The sequence below is a fragment of the Cupriavidus sp. 05T41 genome (genome assembly GCF_056396525.1).
In genome coordinates, this window is sequence record NZ_JBFTLQ010000011.1 from 160506 (window position 1) to 178553 (window position 18048).

An 18048-nucleotide genomic window follows, 5' to 3' on the forward strand; every position below is an offset into this window, starting at 1 on the left:
CGGAATCGTCCTGATTCCGGCGCAAGCCCCATCAAGCCCCATCAAGCCCGTTCGAGCCCCGTTCAGGCCAGCCCGAATCCCGTTCCCACGCGGCGCCGTGCCGCTTCCAGCCCCAGCCTCGCGCGCTTCGCATCGCGCGCCAGCCTGAGCAGGTCCGGCAACTGGCCGGGCCCGGCCAGCAAAGACTTCAATACCGCCCAGATATCGGTCCCGCCGTCCGCACCCATGCCGGCCACCGCAGCGGGCGGGACATCGCGCGCGGCCGGATCCACCACCACGCGGCAGGCGGCGAAGGGGACGCCGTATTCGTGCGCGATGCGTGCTGCGATATGGGATTCCATGTCGGCTGCCAGCGCGCCGGTGGCGGCATGCAGCGCGCTCTTGGCGGCCACGGAGGTAACCGGTGAATCATCGCCGGCGAGCGTGCCGGCGACGGCATCGGGCAGAGACCGGGACAGCGCCCGCAGCCAGGCGGCATCGGCCGGCCAGAAGCTGGCGCCTGCGCGGATGCCGGTGGCGAGGATCACCTTGCCGGGCAGCAGCGCGGGATCCAGCCCGCCGGCCACGCCGAAGCTGATCACCCCGGCGCAGGGCTGCGCCAGGCGCTCGCGCAGGCCTTGCGCCAGCGCCTCGGCGCGCAGGCCATGCAGGGTTTCGATGCCGGGTCCCGCGGCAATGCGGGCCTCGAAGCGCATGCCGGTCACCACGAGCATGGGACCGGCGCGGCGCGGCGCCGGGACTGCCGTGCTTACATCCCCCACGCCACCGCCCGCGTGCCGTCGCGGCGCAGGTTGCGGAAGCGGGCCAGCGCCCACAGCGGGAAGAAACGCGCGTAGCCGTGGTAACGCAGGTAGAACACGCGCGGGAAGCCCACCGCGGTGAAGCGCGCTTCGTTCCACAGGCCATCGGCCTGCTGCGTGCCGACCAGGTAATCGATGCCGCGCGCCACGGCCGGATGATCGACGGCGCCGGCCGCCATCAGCGCCAGCACCGCCCACGCGGTCTGCGAGGCCACGCTCGGCGCGGGCTCGTAGCCCTTGTAGTCGAGGCGGTAGCTGCTGCCGTCCTCGCCCCAGCCACCGTCGGCGTTCTGGATCGAGATCAGCCACTCGGCGGCGCGGCGCATCTCCGGCGCCTCCGGGTCCATGCCCGCGGCGTTGAGCGCGCACAAGGCGCTCCAGGTGCCGTAGATATAGTTCATGCCCCAGCGGCCATACCAGCTGCCGTCGGCCATCTGCTCGTCCAGCAGGTAGCGCAGCGCGCGCTTGAAGGCGTCGCTGCTGGTGGCGCTCTCGCCGAGCTGCGCCAGCATCGACAGGCAGCGCGCCGAGACATCGGCGGTGGGCGGATCGAGCAGCGCGCCGTGGTCGGCGAACGGAATGTTGTTGAGGTACTCGTGCGTGTTCTCGGGCTCGAAGGCACCCCAGCCGCCGTTGCTGCTCTGCATGCCTTCGACCCATTCGCGCGCGCGCGAAACGGCTTCGCCATAGCGCTCGCGGTGGCTGGCCGCCGTCACGGCGGGCGCGCCGGCGCCCACGCGCGCGGCGCGGTCCATGGCCATGGCCACCACGGCGGTGTCGTCCACGTCCGGGTAATGCGGATTGGCGTACTGGAAGGCCCAGCCGCCGGGGCGCACGTCCGGGCGCCGCACGATCCAGTCGCCGCGCACGTCCAGCTCCTGCAGCGGCACCAGCCATTGCAGGCCGCGCTCGGCGGCCGCCTCGGCGCGCGCGCCGCCGGCTTCCAGCAGGGCATGGCTGGCCAGCGAGGTGTCCCACACCGGCGACAGGCAAGGCTGGCAATACGCTTCGTCGCCATGCACCACCAGCAGCTTCTCGACGGACGCGCGCGCGATCGCCACGTCCGGATCGGTCCTCGGCACGCCCAGCACGTCGAACATCATCACGGCGTTCGCCATGGCCGGGAAGATGGCGCCCAGGCCGTCCTCGCCGTTCAGGCGTTCGCGCACGAACCGCTCCGCACGGTCGATGGCGCGCTTGCGCAGGCTGCGCGGGAACAGCGGCTCGGCCACGCGCAGGCCGGCATCGACCACGCGGAAGAAGCTGAACCACGCGCGTCCCTGGTGGGGCGCCTTGGCTGGCAGGCGCGTGGCCTGGCACGGGCGCAGGAACAGCTCGTCGATGCCCACGCCGCGCGGATTGCGCGCCTGCGGACGCAGGCTGTTGAGCACCAGCAGCGGCACGATCACCGTGCGGGCCCAGTACGCCACCTTGGAAAGATGGAACGGGAACCACAGGGGCAGCAGCATGATCTCCACCGGCATCATCGGCACCGCCTGCCACGGCATCACGCCGTACAGCGCCAGCAGCGTGCGGGTGAAGACATTGCTGCCCTCGGCGCCGCCCTGCGCATGAATGGAGGCGCGCGCGCGGCGCATGTGCTCGGCATCGGGGTCGTCACCGATCATCTTCAGCGCGAAATACGCCTTCACGCTGGCGCTGATGTCGGACGCGCCCTGGTGGAACAGCGGCCAGCCGCCGTCGGCATTCTGGATGCGGCGCAGGTAGCGCGCGATGCGCGCTTCCAGCACGGTATCGGCGGTCTCGCCCAGGTAATGCACCAGCAGGACGTACTCGGCCGGGATGGTGGCGTCGGCTTCCAGCTCGAACACCCAATGGCCGTCCGGCTGCTGGGCCGCCAGCAGGGCGTCCTGCGCGCGGCCGATCGCGCCTTCCAGCGCGCCCGCCTGCGGCGCGCCGTGCGCGACAGCCGCAGGGATGGCCGGATCGGTGGATATTGCTACTTGGCTCATCGGTTTCGATGTCCTCTCTTCAACAACGCAAATTACAGCAATGCCGCACGCTCGCCGGGCCCATGACGGGCGGCGACCGCGTACGGCGGCAAATCAGCGCACCGCCTCAGACGAGACCGTGCCGCAACAGGATCCAGAGCGCGCGGGCGCGGGGCACCCTCACCCGTTCGCGCGGCGTGGTCCAGCCGCGGGCCAGCAAGCGCTGCAGCACCACGTGGTAGACCTCGCCCATGATGCGCGGCGAGCGCACCACGCGGCGCGGGCAGTTCGCCATGATCGCGAACGCCTTGTCATAGTGCGCCTGGGCCTGCCCCGCCACTTCCAGGCAGGCGCGGCCCACGGCCGGATGGCCGACGATGGCCTGCGGCGCGCCCAGCGGCACGCCAGCATTGGTGAGCGCTTCGGCCGGCAGGTACACGCGGCCCAGCCCGGCGTCCTCGTCGATGTCGCGCAGGATATTGGTCAGCTGCAGCGCACGGCCCAGGTGATAGGCCAGCGCCACGCCGGCATCGCGCTCCATGCCGAACACGCGCACCGCAAGCCGGCCAACCGCGCTCGCCACGCGATCGCAATACAGGTCCAGCGTGGCGGCGTCGGGCGCGCGCACATCGCCCACCACATCCATGGCCATGCCATCGATGACCGCCAGGAAATCCTCCTGCAGCAGCCCGAAGCGCTGGATCTGCGCATGCAAGCCGCGCAAGGCGGGCGGCGGCGAACCGGCATAGCAGGCGGCCAGGTCGGCGCGCCAGGCATCCAGCCCGGCCAGGCGCGCGGGACGCGGGTCATCGCCGTCGGCGATATCGTCCACCGCCCGGCAGAAGGCATAGATCTCGAACATCGCCTGCCGCTGCACGGCAGGCAGGATCTTCATGGCGGCATGGAACGAACTGCCGGACGAGACGGCATTGCCTGCGGGTGGGACGTTTTGCACTGCGATATCGGTTCCGGCCACGTAACTCCCCGTCACGCGTTGAGCCGCCTCCGCCGCACGCCCCGTTCCCGGAAAAGCACACGGGAAAAGGCACGCACAGCCAGGGCGGCATGATTTTGGGTAATTCGGGATTATAGCAAGGCGCGCCGTGGAGGGCCTGCTAGCGGGCAGCGGGGTGAACTTCGGACGCCAGGGCGCGGGAATGCAGGGGGCGGGCTGCGCAGAGCGGCGGCGAATGCGCCCGGGAAGTGCTCGACATGCACCGCTGGAAGCGTCTATCAAGCGCCCATCGAGCGCCCATCAATATCCCGATGAATCACAAAAGCAGGGATCAGACGAGCCGGCGCGCCCGCCTGCGAAAGACACGCAGGCGCGCGGTCGTGCGGGGCGCGGCTCAGGCGCCGCTTACCCGGCCTCGCAGCCGGAGCACGACAAACCCTCTCAGGCCGGGATCATAGCGGGCAAATTCGAACCCCTTGCCGGCCGGATCCACCGGCACCCGGTCGGCCGCGGCCTGTGCCAGGGCCCATTCGGTGGCCGCCTGCATCCTGCGAAGATCGGCCAGCACTGCCGGCGAAACACGGTCGAGCAAGCGACGCGAACGGAGCGCTTCCATGGCGGCCTCCCTTGGGCTGGCAATCAGGACGCCCTCAGTCTATGCCCCACCTGCGCCTGCCTGATGTGTTCCAGCCCACACATCGCGCCATGTTCCCCGCGCCGCGAGAACGGAAGCCCGGTGCTCAGAATCCCACCGGATAGCCGTCCTTGCGGTGATCCGAAGCGGCCGCGTAGCCGCTGTCGAGCCGCATCGCTATCTGGGCGCCGCCGAAGTCCAGGTTGCCCTGCGGCGCCACCTCGACCTTGTGCCCGCGCGCGCGCAGCCCTGCCACGGTGGCTTCCGGGCAGTTCCATTCCACCGAGATGGTGCTGTTGTCGTCCAGCACACGCCAGCGCGGGCCGTCGCACGCGGCTTGCGGGTTCTGGCCGAAGTCCGCCAGGCGGCTGGCCATCTGCACATGGCCCTGGGCCTGCATCGAGCCACCCATCACGCCGAAGCTGGCCAGCGGCTTGCCCTGGCGCATCAGGAAGCCGGGGATGATGGTGTGGAACGGCCGCTTGCCGGGACTGACCTGGTTGGGGTGGCCGGGCTTGAGGTTGAAGCCCCAGCCGCGGTTATGCAGCGCGATGCCGGTGCCGGGCACCACCACGCCGGAGCCGAAGCCCTTGAAATTGGACTGGATGTACGAAACCATCATGCCGTTGCGGTCCGCCGCGGTCAGGTAGACCGTGCCGCCGCTGTGCGGCTTGCCGGGGCCGGCCGCGCCGGCACGCTCGAGGTCGATGGTCCTGGCGCGGCTGGCCAGGTAGCGGCGATCCAGCAGATCGGCCGCCTGCACCTCGGTCATCGCCGTGTGGTCGCCTACGTAGGCATGCAGGTCGGCAAAGGCCAGCTTCATGGCTTCCACCTGCACGTGGATGGCCGCGGCGGAGTCCACGCCCATGCCGGCCACGTCGAACTGTTCCAGCATGCCCAGCGCCATCAGCGCGCCGATGCCCTGCCCGTTCGGGCCGATCTCGAACAGCTCCAGGTCGCGGTAGGCCGTGCTGATCGGCTGGACCCAGTCAGCGCGGTGCGCGGCCAGGTCCGCCTCGGTGATCAGCCCGCCGGTGGCGCGCGCGTGCGCGGCAATGCGGCCGGCCAGTTCGCCATGATAGAAATCGTCGCCCTTGGTCTCGGCGATGCGGGCCAGCGTCCGCGCCTGGCCCTCGCAGATAAAGCGCTCGCCCGGCAGCGGCGCGCGGCCGTTCGGCGCGAAGGCGTCGGCAAAGCCCGGCTTGTCGATCAGCACCGGCACCTGCGCCTGCCACTGGCGGTGCACGGTGTGCGAGACCAGGTAGCCATTGCGCGCATATTCCAGCGCGGGCTCGAACAGGTCAGCGAACGGCAGGCTGCCGAACTTTTCCCAGGTGGCACGCCAGCCGGACACCGCGCCTGGCACGGTCACGGTGTCCCAGCCGTTGGGGGGCATGCTGTCGTAGCGCGAGAAATACTCCGGCGTCCAGGCCGCGGGCGCGCGGCCGCTGGCGTTCAGGCCGTGCAGTTCCTTGCCGTCCCAGATCAGCGCGAAGGCATCGCCACCGATCCCGTTCATGCAGGGCTCGACCACGGTCAGGGCGATGGCGGTGGCCAGCGCCGCGTCCACGGCGTTGCCGCCGCGGGCCAGCATGCGCAGCCCGGCCGCGGCCGCCAGCGGCTGCGAGGTGGCCACCACGTTGTCGGCCAGGACCGGCACGCGCTGCGAGGGATAGGGGAAATTCCAGAAATTGGTCATGGGACTAAGCGCTTGCGCCCGGTGAGCGGCGATTGAAAGTTGAGGAATCAGGGGACTGCAACGCCCGGTAGCCACCGTCGCGGGACGGCTGCTGCCGGGCACTTCAAGAACAAGAAAACGACGGAAAGCGCGATGTCTTCACGGCTGCGTCTATTCGATCCGCACGTTGGCCGCGCGCGCCACCTTTTCCCACGTGCGCATCTCGTCGCCGATCATCTGGCCGAACTGCTCGGGCGGGGTGTACTTGATCTGCACGCCCTGCGCTTCCATCGACGCGCCAAGCTCGGGCGAGGCCAGCACCTCCTTCATGGCGGCGGCAAGCTGCCGGACCACCTGCGGCGGCGTGCCCTTCGGCGCGACCAGGCCAAACAGGTTGTCGGCACGGAAATCGCGGATGCCCGCCTCGGTCACGGTCTGCGCATCGGGCAGCGAACTCACGCGCTGCCCGGACGCCACCGCCAGCAGGCGCAGCTTGCCGGATTTCACATGCGGCAGCGCCGAGGGAATGCTGTCGAACATCAGGGTGGAGCGCCCGGCGATCAGGTCCGGCAGTGCGAACGAGCTGCCCTTGTATGGCACGTGCACCACGTCCACCCCGGTGCGCAGCTTGAACAGCTCCGATTCCAGGTGCGACAGCGTGCCGGCGCCCTGCGAGGCGAAGTTGTACTTGCCGGGCGAGGCCTTGAGCAGGCTCACCAGCTCGGGCACCGAATGCACCGGCAGCGAGGCCGGCACCACCAGGATATGCGGCACGGTGCCGATGCCCGCGATGGGCACGAAATCCCGGCTCAGGCTGGCAGGCTGGCTGTTGTACGTGGCTGCCGCGATGGCGGCATTGCTGACGGCAGCCAGGTACAGCGTGTAGCCGTCGGGCGCGGCCTTGGCCGCGTAGCCCATGCCGATGGCGCCGCCCGCGCCCGGGCGGTTGTCCACCACCACGGGCTGCCTGAGCACGGTGGACAAGCGCTGCCCCACCGCACGCGCCAGCACGTCGGTGGCGCCGGACGGCGGGAAGGACAACACCAGTTGCACCGGGTGGTCGGGATAGTCCGCGGCGGCGGCCGGCGCGGCGGCGCCGAGGGCCAGTGCCAGCAGCAGGCCGGCATGGCACGAACGTGTGCGGAAAAGCGACTGCGTGAACATGATCAGGGTAGCTCCGGAAAGCGTCGAGAGACGTTGACTGCCTAGGTAGGTTCGGATGCGTTCCAGGGCGCAGCCGCTTTGCCTGCCAGCTTGTTTGCGCGCCCCTGTCATGCTGGATCTGCTTCGCCTTCGGGCGATATGCCGGCTGATGGGAAGTGATGATTCTAGGGCGGGCTTCCGGACACCGGGATGCGGATCGGCCATAAGGCTATGCGAAAATGGAATACCCCTGTGGAAGATCCGTGCGAGAGGCCCGCGGCGATCCGTTCACGGGACCACCCGAAACAGTCCTAGGAACGCGCAAGCCATGCAACTGAAATGGATCGACGACCTGCTGGTCCTGGAAAAGACCCGCAGCTTCTCGCGTGCCGCCGAGTTGCGGCACATCACGCAATCGGCCCTGTCGCGGCGCATCCGCTCCCTGGAAGACTGGGCCGGCGCGGTGCTGGTCGACCGCAACACCTTCCCGCTCGATCTCACGCCCGCGGGCAAGACCTTCTGCGCCAGCGGCCGCGAAGCGCTGACCCTGCTGATGGACGCGCGCGCCACCCTGCGCCAGGAAAGCCGCATGCCGGGCAAGGCCATCCAGATCGCCGCCGGGCACACCTTGTCGCTGACCTTCCTGCCCACCTGGCTCAAAGCCTGCCAGGCCCGCTACGGCCAGTTCAATGCACGCGTGGTGGCCGCCAACGTGCTCGAAGCGGTGGTGGCCTTGTCGGAGGGCAACTGCGACCTGATGCTGGGCTACAACCATGCGCGCGTGCCGGTCTCGCTGGATACCGACAAGTTCCGCAGCCTGACCGTGGGCCATGACCTGCTGATGCCGCTGAGCGCGCCCAACTTGCGCGGCGGCCCGCTGTTCTCGCTGGGCGGCAGCGGCCACAAGCCGATTCCCTACCTGGCCTATACCGCCGGCACCACGCTCGGGCGCGTGGTGGAGGTCATCCTGGAAGGCACGCCGCCGCGCCGCCCCCTGGAGCGCTGCTACGAGGCGGATATGGCGATCCTGCTGATGAAGATGGCCATCGAAGGGCACGGCGTGGCCTGGCTGCCGCGCACCACCGCGGCCGACGCGCTGGCCGCGGGCACCCTGGTGCCGGCCGGCGATGCCACATGGCACTCCGGACTCGACATCTGCGCCTACCGCGCGGCCCACGCCGGCAACCCTACCCTGCTCGAACTCTGGGAGGTGCTGGAGCGGCAGGCGCAATAGCGTGGCGCCGCGTGCGCCACGCCGCATGCCGGCGTCACCTATGCTGTAGACGTTTGCGGATTGCCCCCGCGACTGGCCCGGGCCGGCGCCCGAACCGGGACGCGAGGCCGCCTCCGGCCTGCTGTCCCGGCACGTGGATGCGCTGTGCCGGCGCTCCTCCTGCGACCTCGACCAACTGCTACGGGAGAACTGCCCCATGGGTCTTGCTGGCATCCTGTTCGCCCTTGGCCTGCTGATCTGGCTGGCCTACCGGGGCTGGAGCATCCTGCTGCTGGCGCCGGCCGCCGCGCTGCTGGCCGCGGCCACGGCGGGCGAGCCGCTGCTGGCGCACTGGACCCAGACCTTCATGGCCAATGCGGCGGGCTTCTTCGCGCAGTTCTTCCCGCTGTTCCTGCTGGGCGCGCTGTTCGGCAAGCTGATGGACGACAGCGGCTCGGTCAACGCCATCGCCGCCTGGATGATCCTCAAGCTCGGCCCGCGGCGGGCCATCCTGGCGGTGGTGCTGGCCGGTGCGCTGGTCACCTATGGCGGGGTCAGCCTGTTCGTGGCCTTTTTCGTGCTGGCGCCGATGGCACAGGCGCTGTTTGCCGCCGCGCAGATCCCGCGCCGGCTGATGCCGGCTGCGATCGCGCTTGGGACCTCCACCTTCACCATGTCCGCGCTGCCGGGCACGCCGGCCATCCAGAACGCCATCCCCATGCCGTTCTTCGGCACCACGCCGTTCGCCGCGCCGGGCCTGGGCGTGATTGCCGCGGCCATCATGCTGGGCTTCGGGCTCTGGTGGCTGGGGCGGGTGGAGCGTGCCGCGCGCCGCGCGGGCGAGACCTTCGGCGACCATGCGCTGGCTTGCGCCGACCGCGCTGCCGACGATGCGCTGGTGCGCGAGCGCGCCACCGTGGCGCGCGAATTCGATCCCGCCGAGGCCCACCGCGGCGCGCGCAGCGAAGAACTGCCTGCCGTGTGGAGCGCCTTCGCGCCGCTGGTGGTGGTGGTCGCCGTCAACCTGGTCATGAGCCTGCTGGTACTGCCGCGCCAGGACGCCGGCTACCTGGCCGACGAGCGCTGGGGCGGCACCAGCCTGGCGGCGCTGGGCGGGGTGTGGTCGGTAATCGTGGCGCTGGCGGCCGCCACGCTCTGCCTGCTGATCCTGCACCGCAAGCGCCTGCGCAAGCTGCGCGAGAGCATGGACGCCGGCGCCAATGCGGCCGTGCTGCCGGCCGTGAGCGTGGCCAGCCTGGTGGGTTTCGGCGCGGTGGTGGCAGCCCTGCCCGGCTTCGACGTGGTGCGCGACTGGGTGCTGTCGATCGAGGGCGGTCCGCTGGTATCGCTCGCGGTGGCCACCAATGTGCTGGCCGCGCTGACCGGCTCGGCCTCGGGCGGCCTGACCATCGCGCTGCAGGCGCTCGGCGGCACCTATCTGCAACTGGCCGAAGTCACCGGCATCGACCCGGCCCTGATGCACCGTGTCGCCGTGATCGGCGCCGGCACGCTCGACAGCCTGCCGCACAACGGCGCGGTGGTAACCCTGCTGGCGGTGTGCGGCACCACCCACCGCGAGAGCTATCGTGACATCGTGGTGGTGGGCATCGCCGGCCCCATCGCCGCACTGGTCGCGGTGATCCTCATCGGCGGGACCTTCGGATCCTTCTAACGACGGCTGCGGCCGCCGCGATCCTGGCTCCCGGGCGAATGCACGTTGCACCGGCGCGGTAGCGGCAGGGCGCGCCACGTCTTTCGTCACCGAGGTACGGTCGTCCGGCAGCGGGTTGCCGGTGGGGCAGGATTCACGCCCGTGTTCCGCCCCTGCGCTCACTCGTGATATGGTCGCCGGACGCTGCATCTCCCCAATGCAGGATGCATCCGTTCAACGTCCTTATCGGAACCCCGGAGCCGTCGCATGCTCACCACCGGCAGCTGCCACTGCGGCAATATCTCGTTCACGCTCGACTGGAAGTCCGACGCGCCGGAGATCCCCGCGCGCCGCTGCACCTGCTCGTTCTGCACCAAGCATGGCGGGGTCTGGACCTCCTGCCCCGAGGGCTCGCTGAGGGTCATCGTCAAGGACCCCGCCGCCGTCTCCGGATACGCCTTCGGCACCGAGACTGCCCGCTTCCATGTCTGCACCCGCTGCGGTGTGGTCCCGCTGGTCAGCTGCCAGATCGGCGGGCGGCTCTATGCGGTGGTCAGCGTCAATGCGCTGGAAGGCGTGGATCCGGCGCTGGTGCGCCATCCCGCAAGCACCACCTTCGACGGCGAAAGCACGGAGGACCGGCTGGCGCGGCGGCAGCGCAACTGGATTGCGGATGTGGAGATCCTGCCGGCCGGCGCATAGCGCCCGGCACCTCCGGGCGGCCGGCCTGCCCCGGAGCGCCCGGCCCGCGGCCTAGCGCTCCCCGCGCAGCCGCCGCACCGTCGATCCGCGCGGTGTCAGCACGGCCAGCACCGCTGCTGCGATAAGCAAACCGGGCACGTCGCCAAGCAGGTGCCCGCGCTGGTGCACGCTCGCGAGCGCCTCGACAGCCATGATGCCGCCGTGCACCAGGCTCGACCACACCGTGAACCAGATCAGGCTCAGGTGGCGCAGCGGATCGCGCGCCGCGAGGATCAGGAACACACCCAGCGTCGCGTAGATGCCGACGATCATCAGCGGATAGTCCGAGTACCCGCTGTGCCATGCCCAGCCGGATGGCCACAGCACCATCAGCGGATAGAGCGCGAGCGCAACCGCGCCCACCACTACCAGCGCGATCCGGAGCAGCCGAAGGCGGGCGTTGTCTGTCATTTTCGCTCTCCCGTTTGCATAGCTAACACGCCAGGCCATTGTTTCACGCGCATCCGCGGGTCTCAACGCATGCCGGGCCCGGCATGCGGGGTGCCGAACAGACCGGCATGAAGCGGGCCCGGCCATCTCGTCCTGCTGTGCACTATTTGCCACAAAAAATCTGCTTGCGTTTTATATCGAGTGTTATAGTATCCGTTCTATATCGATCGCAACAAAACAAGGCAATCGCTTTCACGCTGACGCCGTTCCCACAATGGAAGGCCTGTCGCCAACGGCTTCGGGTCCATCGCAGGAGAAGTTCATGTCACAAGACACCCTTGCCATGCCAGGCCGCGCCAGCGCGCTGGATGCGCAAGCCATGTTCGCCATGCTGGCCGGCCTTTGCGGCAGCCTGGTCGCCATCGGGCTGGCCCGGTTCGCCTACACGCCCCTGATCCCTTCGCTGATCCAGGCGCACTGGTTCACCTCGTCACAAGCAGTGACGCTCGGCGCGGCCAATTTCGCCGGCTACCTGGCCGGCGCCTTGCTGGGCCGCCCGCTCGCCAGCGCGCTGTCCAACCGCAGCGCGCTGCGCTTGCTGATGCTGGTCGCCACGGTGGCCTTCTTTGCCTGCGGCTTTCCGCTTTCCGTGAGCTGGTTCTTCCTGTGGCGCTTTGCTTCGGGCTTGTCGGGCGGCGCCATCATGGTGCTGGTGGCGACCACGATCCTGCCGCACATCCCGCCGGCGCGCCGCGGCTTCGCGGGGGGCATGATCTTCCTCGGGCTGGGCCTTGGCATCGCCGCGTCCGGCACCATCGTTCCGCAACTGCTGCAGCTTGGCCTGCGGGACACGTGGCTCGGGCTCGGCGTGGTTGCCCTCGTGCTGACCGCGGTGAGCTGGTTCGGCTGGCCCGGCGATAACGCAGCGCAAGCCGCCGGCGCCGCTAGCGCGCCAGCGCAATCCGCTGCCGCCCCGGCCCGCGGCGCGAACACGGCCATGCGGGTGTTGTATGCCCAGTACGCAGCGAACGCGCTGGGCCTGGTGCCAGCCATGGTGCTGCTGGTCGATTATGTAGCGCGCGGGCTCGGCCGCGGTGCGGCCGTCGGTGCGAGCTATTGGGTCTTGTACGGCATTGCGGCCATCGCCGGCCCGGTCCTGTGCGGCAACGTCGCGGACCGCATCGGCTTCCGCTCCGCCTATCGCATCGCGCTGGCGCTGCAGGCGCTTGCAGCGGCCATGCTGGCGCTGTCGGGCAGCGCCGTGCTGATCGGCGTTGCCACGGTCATCCTCGGTATTTTCACGCCCGGCATCGTGCCGCTTACGCTGGGCCGCATCCATGAAATGGTGCCGCACGACCATGTCGAGCAGCGTGCCGCGTGGAGCCGCGCCACCACGGCGTTCGCGCTATTCCAGGCGCTCGGCGGCTACGGCTACTCCTATCTGTTCGGCGTTTCGCACAACAACTATGCGCTGATCTTCGCCTGCGGCGGCGTGGCGCTGGTCGTGGCGCTGCTCGCAGACTTCGCGGTGCGCCGCCAGGACGCAAGCCGCGCGCACTGAGAGCGAACCATCCATCCAGCCCGGCGAGGCGCTCCGCCGGGAATCTGCGCGCTAGAACGCGGCGCAGACCGCGCTTCTGGTCCGCAGCACCGCCTCCTGGCTGAAGCGCGCCTTGTACTCCGCGGCAATGGCGCGCACCGCAGCGTTGCTAGCGTCGTCATCTCCATGCACGATGCTCAGCACATAGGCTGCTTCGCGCCCGATCCCCTCCGGGCCCGGCGCGCGCCACTGTCCGGCCGCCCGCCATACTGTCAAACCCTGCGGAAAGCGCGGGGTGGCGGAATCGCGCAGGAAGGCGGCCCATGCGTCTTCCGACACCGTCCCGCCCGGCATGGCCGTGCCGAAATACATCAACTCGGCAACGGCGCGATGTTCGCCTGGCGCGCACGGCAGGCCCGGCACGCTGGCGCAGGCGGCAGCCGCAAGGACCGGCACCAGGGCCGCGGCAAGGCGAAGGCGAAGGCGAAGCAGCAAGGACAAGGCTCCGTGGGTACGCGCGGTGTGTCGGGACGGCGGGACCGCCGCGGTATTCGCGGCAAGCCGCGCCTGCGCAACCATGCTAGAAAATCACGGCGCCGGGGGCAAGCCATTGCAGCGCCGCCGGTCCGGCGAGCGGGCGTGTTTCGGTAAGGCTGCCACGGCCTGGCGCGTGCTGACGCCAGCGCGCCCTTGCGCCGGGGCGGGTGCTGCGCTATTCCGGTAGCATGGCTGGCGACAGCTGGCGGAAGTCCCCTTCACATGGCGCCGGCCACCTGCCGGCGCGTCCGCATCGATGGAGAATGGTCATGGCTCAGCATCACGCAGCAACCGGTGAGATCGTCAAACTCCGCCCGCTGGGCGCCGCGCTGCGGCAGGCCCAGAACCTGACGCTGGTGCGCGCAGCGGACCTGCAGGTCATGCGACTGGTGCTGCCGGCCGGCAAGTCGCTCCCGGAACACAGCGTGCCCGGCGCGATCACCGTGCTCTGCCTGGAGGGCGCGATCGAGATGGAGGCGCATGGCAGCAGCCAGCGCATGGACGCCGGCGACCTGATGTACCTGGCGCCCGGCGCACCGCACGCGCTGCGCGGCATCGAGGATGCTTCGGTGCTGATGACGTTGCTGCACCATCGGGACGAATAGCTTTTTCCCGGCCGCTCAGCGCTGTTCCGGCGCAATGCCGGCAATGGGCGCGGCAAAAAGCGCATGTGCCTGCGGATCGACCGGCTTGTGCTTCTTCTGCGTGCTGGCCGGGTCCTTGCCGAGGCAATTGTTGTTCTTCCAGTTGCGCGCGGGCCGCACCGGCCTGGGCGTGAAGCCGCCGCCGCAATTGGGACAGACGTTCTGCAGGATATCGTCCACGCACGCGGCGCAAAACGTGCATTCATAGCTGCAGATGCGCGCTTCGCCCGAAGCCGGCGGCAGCGCCTTGTCGCAGTGTTCGCAAGTCGGTCTGAGCTGTAGCATCATGTCTCCCGTGATGAGGTGGCCAGTATGGCCAGGTAAGTTATGTGCCATGGTAAAAACAAAGCAGCCTGGCGCAAAGCAGATACTCTGCCTCCCGGCGTAAAAAACATGCCATCCATTGAACGGCCCCGCCCCGCCATCGAATGAAACGGATCTACTTCGTCCTCCCGCCAAAAGTGCACGTGCTCGACCTGGCCGGGCCGCTGCAGTTGTTCGGCTCGCTGGGCGAGCTGGGGCTGGGCTCGGTCGAGTGCATCTGCGTGGGACCGGAACGCGAGCTGGAGAGCTTCCAGGGCCTGAGGCTGAGCGCGCTCAAGCCCCTGCCGGCCACGCTGGCGCACGGCGATGCCGTCATCGTGGCGGGATGCAAGCTCGCGCCAGACGCCCCGCTGTCACCGGGCAACAGGCAGATCGTGCAATGGCTGCAGCGCATTGCGCGCCCGCGCCTTGGCGACATCCTGCTGGCCAGCGTCTGCACCGGCGCCTGGCTGCTGGGCGCCGCGGGGCTGCTCGACGGGCGCGACTGCACCACCCACCACGACTACCTCCAGCGGCTGCAGCAACGCCATCCGCGCGCGCGCGTGCTGGCTAACCGGCTGCTGGTCGACGACGGCGGGCTGGTCACCTCGGCCGGCGTCACGGCCGGCATCGACCTGGCGTTGCACCTGATCGCGCGCGATTTCGGCGCGCCGGCGGCGATCCGCGTGGCGCGCGACAACGTGGTGCCGTTCCGCCGCCTGAGCCAGGATCCCGCGCTCGACGCGCAACTACGCTACCGCGACCACGATCACGCGGTCATCCACGCCGTGCAAGATTTCCTGACGGCCCGGCCGGACTACGCGCTGCCCTATGCGGCGCTGGCCGCCCGCTTCGCGCTGAGCTACCGGCAACTGGCCCGGCTGTTCCACCAGCAATGCGGCGTGACGCTAAAGCAGTACCAGCAGCAATTGCGCGTTGCGCTGGCGCGGCGGCTGCTGCGCGAAAGCGACTGGCCCATGGAACAGGTGGCCGCGCACTGCGGCTTTGCCAGCCCGCACGCATTGCGGGCTGCATGGCGCCAGGAGGAGGCCGTGACGCCGTCTGCCTGGCGCATGGCATCCGCTTGATGCGCGACCCGGCCCGTGGCGTCTTGCGCCGCTGTCGCGCGGGCGACCGTGCCGCCTCCGGCGCAGTGGAGCGGGGCCGAGGTCTCCACGCCATTGGCCGACGCCCCCAGGAAGAACGGGCTGGAGATGAGCGGGGCGAGCGCGCGCACCGCGACCCAGCAATCGCGGCCCCGCAGTTCCCGCCCGGCAGCCACGTATACCGCCGCGCCGCCATTGCCGATCCGCCGATCCAGGGGAAATGCGGGGCCGGCTTCCGCGCCGGCATGGGCCGCGCCGCACCCGCGAGTGATGCATTGTCCCTGCGGTGGGTCGCAAGGGGCATCCGGCTACCGGGCGCGCCAGCGCCGGAGCGCCGCGGGCTGGGTCGCGCCCGTGCACCCGTGGCGATGGCCTGCCCGCCACGCACTATATTGGAAGCTGCCATGATCCCACCCCGGAGGAAGACCGCATGAAATCCAGCATCTACCGCATCACTGCCGTGTCGATCCTGCTCGCCGGCCTGCTGCCGGCGGCCGCGATCCACGCGCAGATCGGCGACATGCTCAAGGGAGCCACGCAGGGCGGAGGAAGCAGCACCGGCGGCCTGGGCGGCCTCGCCGGCAGCCTGGGCGGCGGCATGCCTTCGCTGCAATCGCTGAGTTCCGGCAGCATCGGCAATGTGGCCGGTGTGCTGGAGTATTGCGTCAAGAACAACTACCTCGGCGGCGGCGGCGCTTCGTCCGTCAAGGACCAGCTGATGGGCAAGCTCGGCGGCTCGGCGACATCGGACCCCGGCTACACGGACGGCGCCAAGGGAATACTCAGCAGCAGCGACGGCAACAAGTTCGACCTCAGCGGCGGCGGCCTCAAGGATCAGGTCACCAAGCAGGTCTGCGACAAGATCCTGGCGCAGGGCAAGTCGCTGCTATAGGGATAGGGCCGGGCGCGCAAACGGCGCGCGCCCGGCCCGCGCACTCATGCCGGCACGAGGCGGAAGGCGGACACCGCATGGTGCAGCGCGCCGGCCTGGTCTTCGAGCGAGGCCGCGGCCGCGCTGGCCTGCTCCACCAGCGCTGCGTTCTGCTGCGTCATCTGGTCCATCTGCGAGACCGCGCGGTTGACCTCCTCGATGCCGGTGCGCTGTTCGGCCGTGGCCGAGGCGATGCCGTCCATGATGGCGGTCACGCGGCCCACCGCGTTGACGATCTCGGCCATGGTCTGGCCGGCCTGCTCGACCAGGGCGGAGCCGCTGTCGACCTGCCCCACCGATTCCACGATCAAGGTCTTGATTTCCTTGGCGGCACCCGCGCTGCGCTGCGCGAGGTTGCGCACCTCGCCGGCCACCACGGCGAAGCCGCGGCCCTGCTCGCCGGCACGCGCGGCTTCCACCGCTGCATTGAGCGCGAGGATATTGGTCTGGAAGGCGATGCCGTCGATCACGCCGATGATGTCGTTGATCTTGCGCGAGCTGGCAGTGATGCCGCGCATCTTGGCCACGACCTCGCTCACCACGCTGCCGCCCTGCTGCGCGATCTGCGCGGCATCGGCCACGTACTGGCTGGCCTCGGCGGCGTTGTCGGCGTTCTGGCGCACGGTGGCGGTGATCTGCTCCATGCTGGCGGCGGTCTGCTCCAGCGAGGCCGCCTGCTGCTCGGTGCGGCTCGACAGGTCGGTGTTGCCGGCGGCGATCTGCTGCGCGGCGGCGCTGATGGAATCGGCCGACTGCTGGATGCCCGCCACCGTGCCGGCAAGCTGGTCGCGCATATGGCCGATGGCGTACATCAGGCTGGCATTGTCATCCGGGGCGGTGTCGGCACGCACCGTGAGGTCGCCGCCGGCCATGCGCAGCGCCAGCGCCGCCGCCGCAGCGGGCTCGCCACCGACCGAGCGCTGGATGCTGCGGATCAGCAGCGTGGCCACCACCGAGATCACGATGCCGAGCAGCACCAGCAGGCCAAGCGACTGATACAGGGAAGCGCGGAACTGTGCCTGCACATCATCCATATAGGTGCCGGCGACGAGATCCCAGCCCCACGGCTTGTAGCGGGCCACGTAGCCGATCTTGGGGCTGGCCTGGTCGCTGCCGGGCTTGGGCCACCAGTAGTCCAGGTGTCCCGCGCCCTCGGGCGACGCGCCACGCGCGGCAATCTCGACGTACAAGGCATTGCCCTTGGCATCCTTGAAGTCGATCATGTTCTTGCCGTTGAGCTTGGCGTTGATCGGATGCATCACCAGCACCGAATCCGCGCCGACGATGGTGATATAGCCATCCTTGCCGTAGCGCTGCGCGGCGATGCGGGCGATGGCCTGCGCACGGGCTTCGTCTTCGGTCATCTTGCCCAGGCGCGCCTGCTCGGCGTAGTCACGCACCAGCGACAGCGACATGTCGACCACGTTGGCCAGTTCGCCGCGACGGTCCGCCATCTGCAGTTGCCGGGTCTGGAAGGCGTGCGTCACGGTCAGCAGCAGCAGGCCGAGCCAGGCCAGCACGAGGGGGATCCACAGCTTTTTTCGCAGGGTCAGGTGATTCATGGAAGGGTTCGCTTTATATCCAGGCATGCGCCGGCGATGCAAAAGGCACGCGGCATGCACGGATATCGGAGCGCACCTTGTCTTCTTTAGCGCTGCGTGCGGCATCTCCGCAAGAAGCCACCAGGATGCGGACGGAATGGCGCATAAAGCACCAAAATCGCGCCGCAGATCGCCATCCCGGTGCACCACCGCCCCGGTGTGCGTGATCACAACGAAGGGCCAGGCCACCAGGCAAGCACAGTAGAAATCCCGTTACAATCGCGGTCGC

General features: G+C 69.4%; 17 protein-coding genes. 7 read left to right on the forward strand and 10 right to left on the reverse strand.

From position 1 onward, the window contains the following. Positions 1-62: 62 nt before the first annotated feature. The 6 genes from AC1DKV_RS09605 to AC1DKV_RS09630 all read right to left on the reverse strand — a co-directional run bounded on the left by AC1DKV_RS09605 (position 63) and on the right by AC1DKV_RS09630 (position 7183). Positions 63-713, reverse strand: a complete 651-nt coding sequence (locus AC1DKV_RS09605; protein ID WP_441615015.1) for a phosphorylase — start codon at positions 711-713, stop codon at positions 63-65. Between the two features lie 35 nt (positions 714-748). After that, positions 749-2773 carry a squalene--hopene cyclase gene (gene shc / locus AC1DKV_RS09610; RefSeq protein WP_441615016.1) on the reverse strand — a complete coding sequence of 675 codons (2025 nt, stop codon included), beginning with the start codon at positions 2771-2773 and terminating at the stop codon, positions 749-751. A gap of 106 nt (positions 2774-2879) precedes the next feature. Next, on the reverse strand, positions 2880-3728 hold the full coding sequence (gene hpnD, locus AC1DKV_RS09615; protein ID WP_441615018.1) for a presqualene diphosphate synthase HpnD: 849 nt from the start codon (positions 3726-3728) through the stop codon (positions 2880-2882). A 373-nt stretch (positions 3729-4101) separates the two neighbouring features. Continuing rightward, entirely contained in the window at positions 4102-4323 is a 222-nt protein-coding gene (locus tag AC1DKV_RS09620) for a hypothetical protein (protein ID WP_441615020.1), read from the reverse strand. Between the two features lie 124 nt (positions 4324-4447). Continuing rightward, positions 4448-6040, reverse strand: coding sequence for a gamma-glutamyltransferase family protein (locus AC1DKV_RS09625; RefSeq protein WP_441615021.1), 1593 nt, complete (start codon positions 6038-6040; stop codon positions 4448-4450). Between the two features lie 150 nt (positions 6041-6190). After that, positions 6191-7183: a Bug family tripartite tricarboxylate transporter substrate binding protein gene (locus AC1DKV_RS09630; RefSeq protein ID WP_441615023.1), complete on the reverse strand. Its 993-nt coding sequence runs from the start codon at positions 7181-7183 to the stop codon at positions 6191-6193. Between the two features lie 307 nt (positions 7184-7490). Between AC1DKV_RS09630 and AC1DKV_RS09635 the strand changes: the two genes are divergently transcribed. The 3 genes from AC1DKV_RS09635 (at position 7491) to AC1DKV_RS09645 (ending at position 10728) form a co-directional block, all read left to right on the forward strand. Continuing rightward, positions 7491-8396 (forward strand): LysR substrate-binding domain-containing protein, encoded by a 906-nt coding sequence (locus AC1DKV_RS09635; RefSeq protein WP_441615025.1) that lies wholly within the window; start codon positions 7491-7493, stop codon positions 8394-8396. A gap of 196 nt (positions 8397-8592) precedes the next feature. Next, positions 8593-10047 carry a GntP family permease gene (locus AC1DKV_RS09640; protein ID WP_441643284.1) on the forward strand — a complete coding sequence of 485 codons (1455 nt, stop codon included), beginning with the start codon at positions 8593-8595 and terminating at the stop codon, positions 10045-10047. A 246-nt stretch (positions 10048-10293) separates the two neighbouring features. Continuing rightward, positions 10294-10728, forward strand: a complete 435-nt coding sequence (locus tag AC1DKV_RS09645) for a GFA family protein (protein ID WP_441615029.1) — start codon at positions 10294-10296, stop codon at positions 10726-10728. A 51-nt stretch (positions 10729-10779) separates the two neighbouring features. Here AC1DKV_RS09645 and AC1DKV_RS09650 read toward each other — a convergent pair whose 3' ends face one another. Beyond that, the gene (locus tag AC1DKV_RS09650) at positions 10780-11178 is read right to left on the reverse strand and encodes a DUF6632 domain-containing protein (RefSeq protein ID WP_441615031.1); all 399 of its coding nucleotides are present in this window, start codon (positions 11176-11178) and stop codon (positions 10780-10782) included. 301 nt (positions 11179-11479) lie between these two features. Here AC1DKV_RS09650 and AC1DKV_RS09655 point away from each other — a divergent pair, with 301 nt between their 5' ends. Next, complete coding sequence (locus tag AC1DKV_RS09655) at positions 11480-12718, forward strand: YbfB/YjiJ family MFS transporter (protein WP_441615033.1); 1239 nt, start codon at positions 11480-11482, stop codon at positions 12716-12718. Between the two features lie 51 nt (positions 12719-12769). Here the strand turns inward: AC1DKV_RS09655 and AC1DKV_RS09660 are convergent, their stop codons facing one another. After that, on the reverse strand, positions 12770-13192 hold the full coding sequence (locus AC1DKV_RS09660; RefSeq protein WP_441615035.1) for a DUF3574 domain-containing protein: 423 nt from the start codon (positions 13190-13192) through the stop codon (positions 12770-12772). Positions 13193-13503: 311 nt separating this feature from the next. Between AC1DKV_RS09660 and AC1DKV_RS09665 the strand changes: the two genes are divergently transcribed. After that, positions 13504-13839 carry a cupin domain-containing protein gene (locus tag AC1DKV_RS09665; RefSeq protein ID WP_441615036.1) on the forward strand — a complete coding sequence of 112 codons (336 nt, stop codon included), beginning with the start codon at positions 13504-13506 and terminating at the stop codon, positions 13837-13839. 15 nt (positions 13840-13854) lie between these two features. Here AC1DKV_RS09665 and AC1DKV_RS09670 read toward each other — a convergent pair whose 3' ends face one another. After that, complete coding sequence (locus AC1DKV_RS09670; protein WP_441615113.1) at positions 13855-14163, reverse strand: DUF1272 domain-containing protein; 309 nt, start codon at positions 14161-14163, stop codon at positions 13855-13857. Positions 14164-14306: 143 nt separating this feature from the next. Here AC1DKV_RS09670 and AC1DKV_RS09675 point away from each other — a divergent pair, with 143 nt between their 5' ends. Beyond that, the gene (locus tag AC1DKV_RS09675) at positions 14307-15269 is read left to right on the forward strand and encodes a GlxA family transcriptional regulator (protein ID WP_441615038.1); all 963 of its coding nucleotides are present in this window, start codon (positions 14307-14309) and stop codon (positions 15267-15269) included. Positions 15270-15717: 448 nt separating this feature from the next. Then, positions 15718-16179 carry a YjjA family protein gene (locus tag AC1DKV_RS09680; protein WP_441615040.1) on the forward strand — a complete coding sequence of 154 codons (462 nt, stop codon included), beginning with the start codon at positions 15718-15720 and terminating at the stop codon, positions 16177-16179. A gap of 44 nt (positions 16180-16223) precedes the next feature. On the opposite strand, the gene AC1DKV_RS09685 is transcribed toward AC1DKV_RS09680, so the two are convergent. Then, positions 16224-17780, reverse strand: a complete 1557-nt coding sequence (locus AC1DKV_RS09685) for a methyl-accepting chemotaxis protein (protein ID WP_441615042.1) — start codon at positions 17778-17780, stop codon at positions 16224-16226. Positions 17781-18048 lie beyond the last annotated feature (268 nt).

Coding starts and splice junctions, on each gene's coding strand:
- AC1DKV_RS09620 (WP_441615020.1), bottom strand. CDS start 4,323: ATGGAAGCGCTCCGTTCGCGTCGCTTGCTCGACCGTGTTTCGCCGGCA.
- AC1DKV_RS09665 (WP_441615036.1), top strand. CDS start 13,504: ATGGCTCAGCATCACGCAGCAACCGGTGAGATCGTCAAACTCCGCCCG.
- AC1DKV_RS09635 (WP_441615025.1), top strand. CDS start 7,491: ATGCAACTGAAATGGATCGACGACCTGCTGGTCCTGGAAAAGACCCGC.
- AC1DKV_RS09630 (WP_441615023.1), bottom strand. CDS start 7,183: ATGTTCACGCAGTCGCTTTTCCGCACACGTTCGTGCCATGCCGGCCTG.
- AC1DKV_RS09605 (WP_441615015.1), bottom strand. CDS start 713: ATGCTCGTGGTGACCGGCATGCGCTTCGAGGCCCGCATTGCCGCGGGA.
- shc (WP_441615016.1), bottom strand. CDS start 2,773: ATGAGCCAAGTAGCAATATCCACCGATCCGGCCATCCCTGCGGCTGTC.
- AC1DKV_RS09640 (WP_441643284.1), top strand. CDS start 8,593: ATGGGTCTTGCTGGCATCCTGTTCGCCCTTGGCCTGCTGATCTGGCTG.
- AC1DKV_RS09625 (WP_441615021.1), bottom strand. CDS start 6,040: ATGACCAATTTCTGGAATTTCCCCTATCCCTCGCAGCGCGTGCCGGTC.
- AC1DKV_RS09645 (WP_441615029.1), top strand. CDS start 10,294: ATGCTCACCACCGGCAGCTGCCACTGCGGCAATATCTCGTTCACGCTC.
- AC1DKV_RS09675 (WP_441615038.1), top strand. CDS start 14,307: ATGAAACGGATCTACTTCGTCCTCCCGCCAAAAGTGCACGTGCTCGAC.
- AC1DKV_RS09680 (WP_441615040.1), top strand. CDS start 15,718: ATGAAATCCAGCATCTACCGCATCACTGCCGTGTCGATCCTGCTCGCC.
- AC1DKV_RS09650 (WP_441615031.1), bottom strand. CDS start 11,178: ATGACAGACAACGCCCGCCTTCGGCTGCTCCGGATCGCGCTGGTAGTG.
- AC1DKV_RS09655 (WP_441615033.1), top strand. CDS start 11,480: ATGTCACAAGACACCCTTGCCATGCCAGGCCGCGCCAGCGCGCTGGAT.
- AC1DKV_RS09685 (WP_441615042.1), bottom strand. CDS start 17,780: ATGAATCACCTGACCCTGCGAAAAAAGCTGTGGATCCCCCTCGTGCTG.
- AC1DKV_RS09670 (WP_441615113.1), bottom strand. CDS start 14,163: ATGCTACAGCTCAGACCGACTTGCGAACACTGCGACAAGGCGCTGCCG.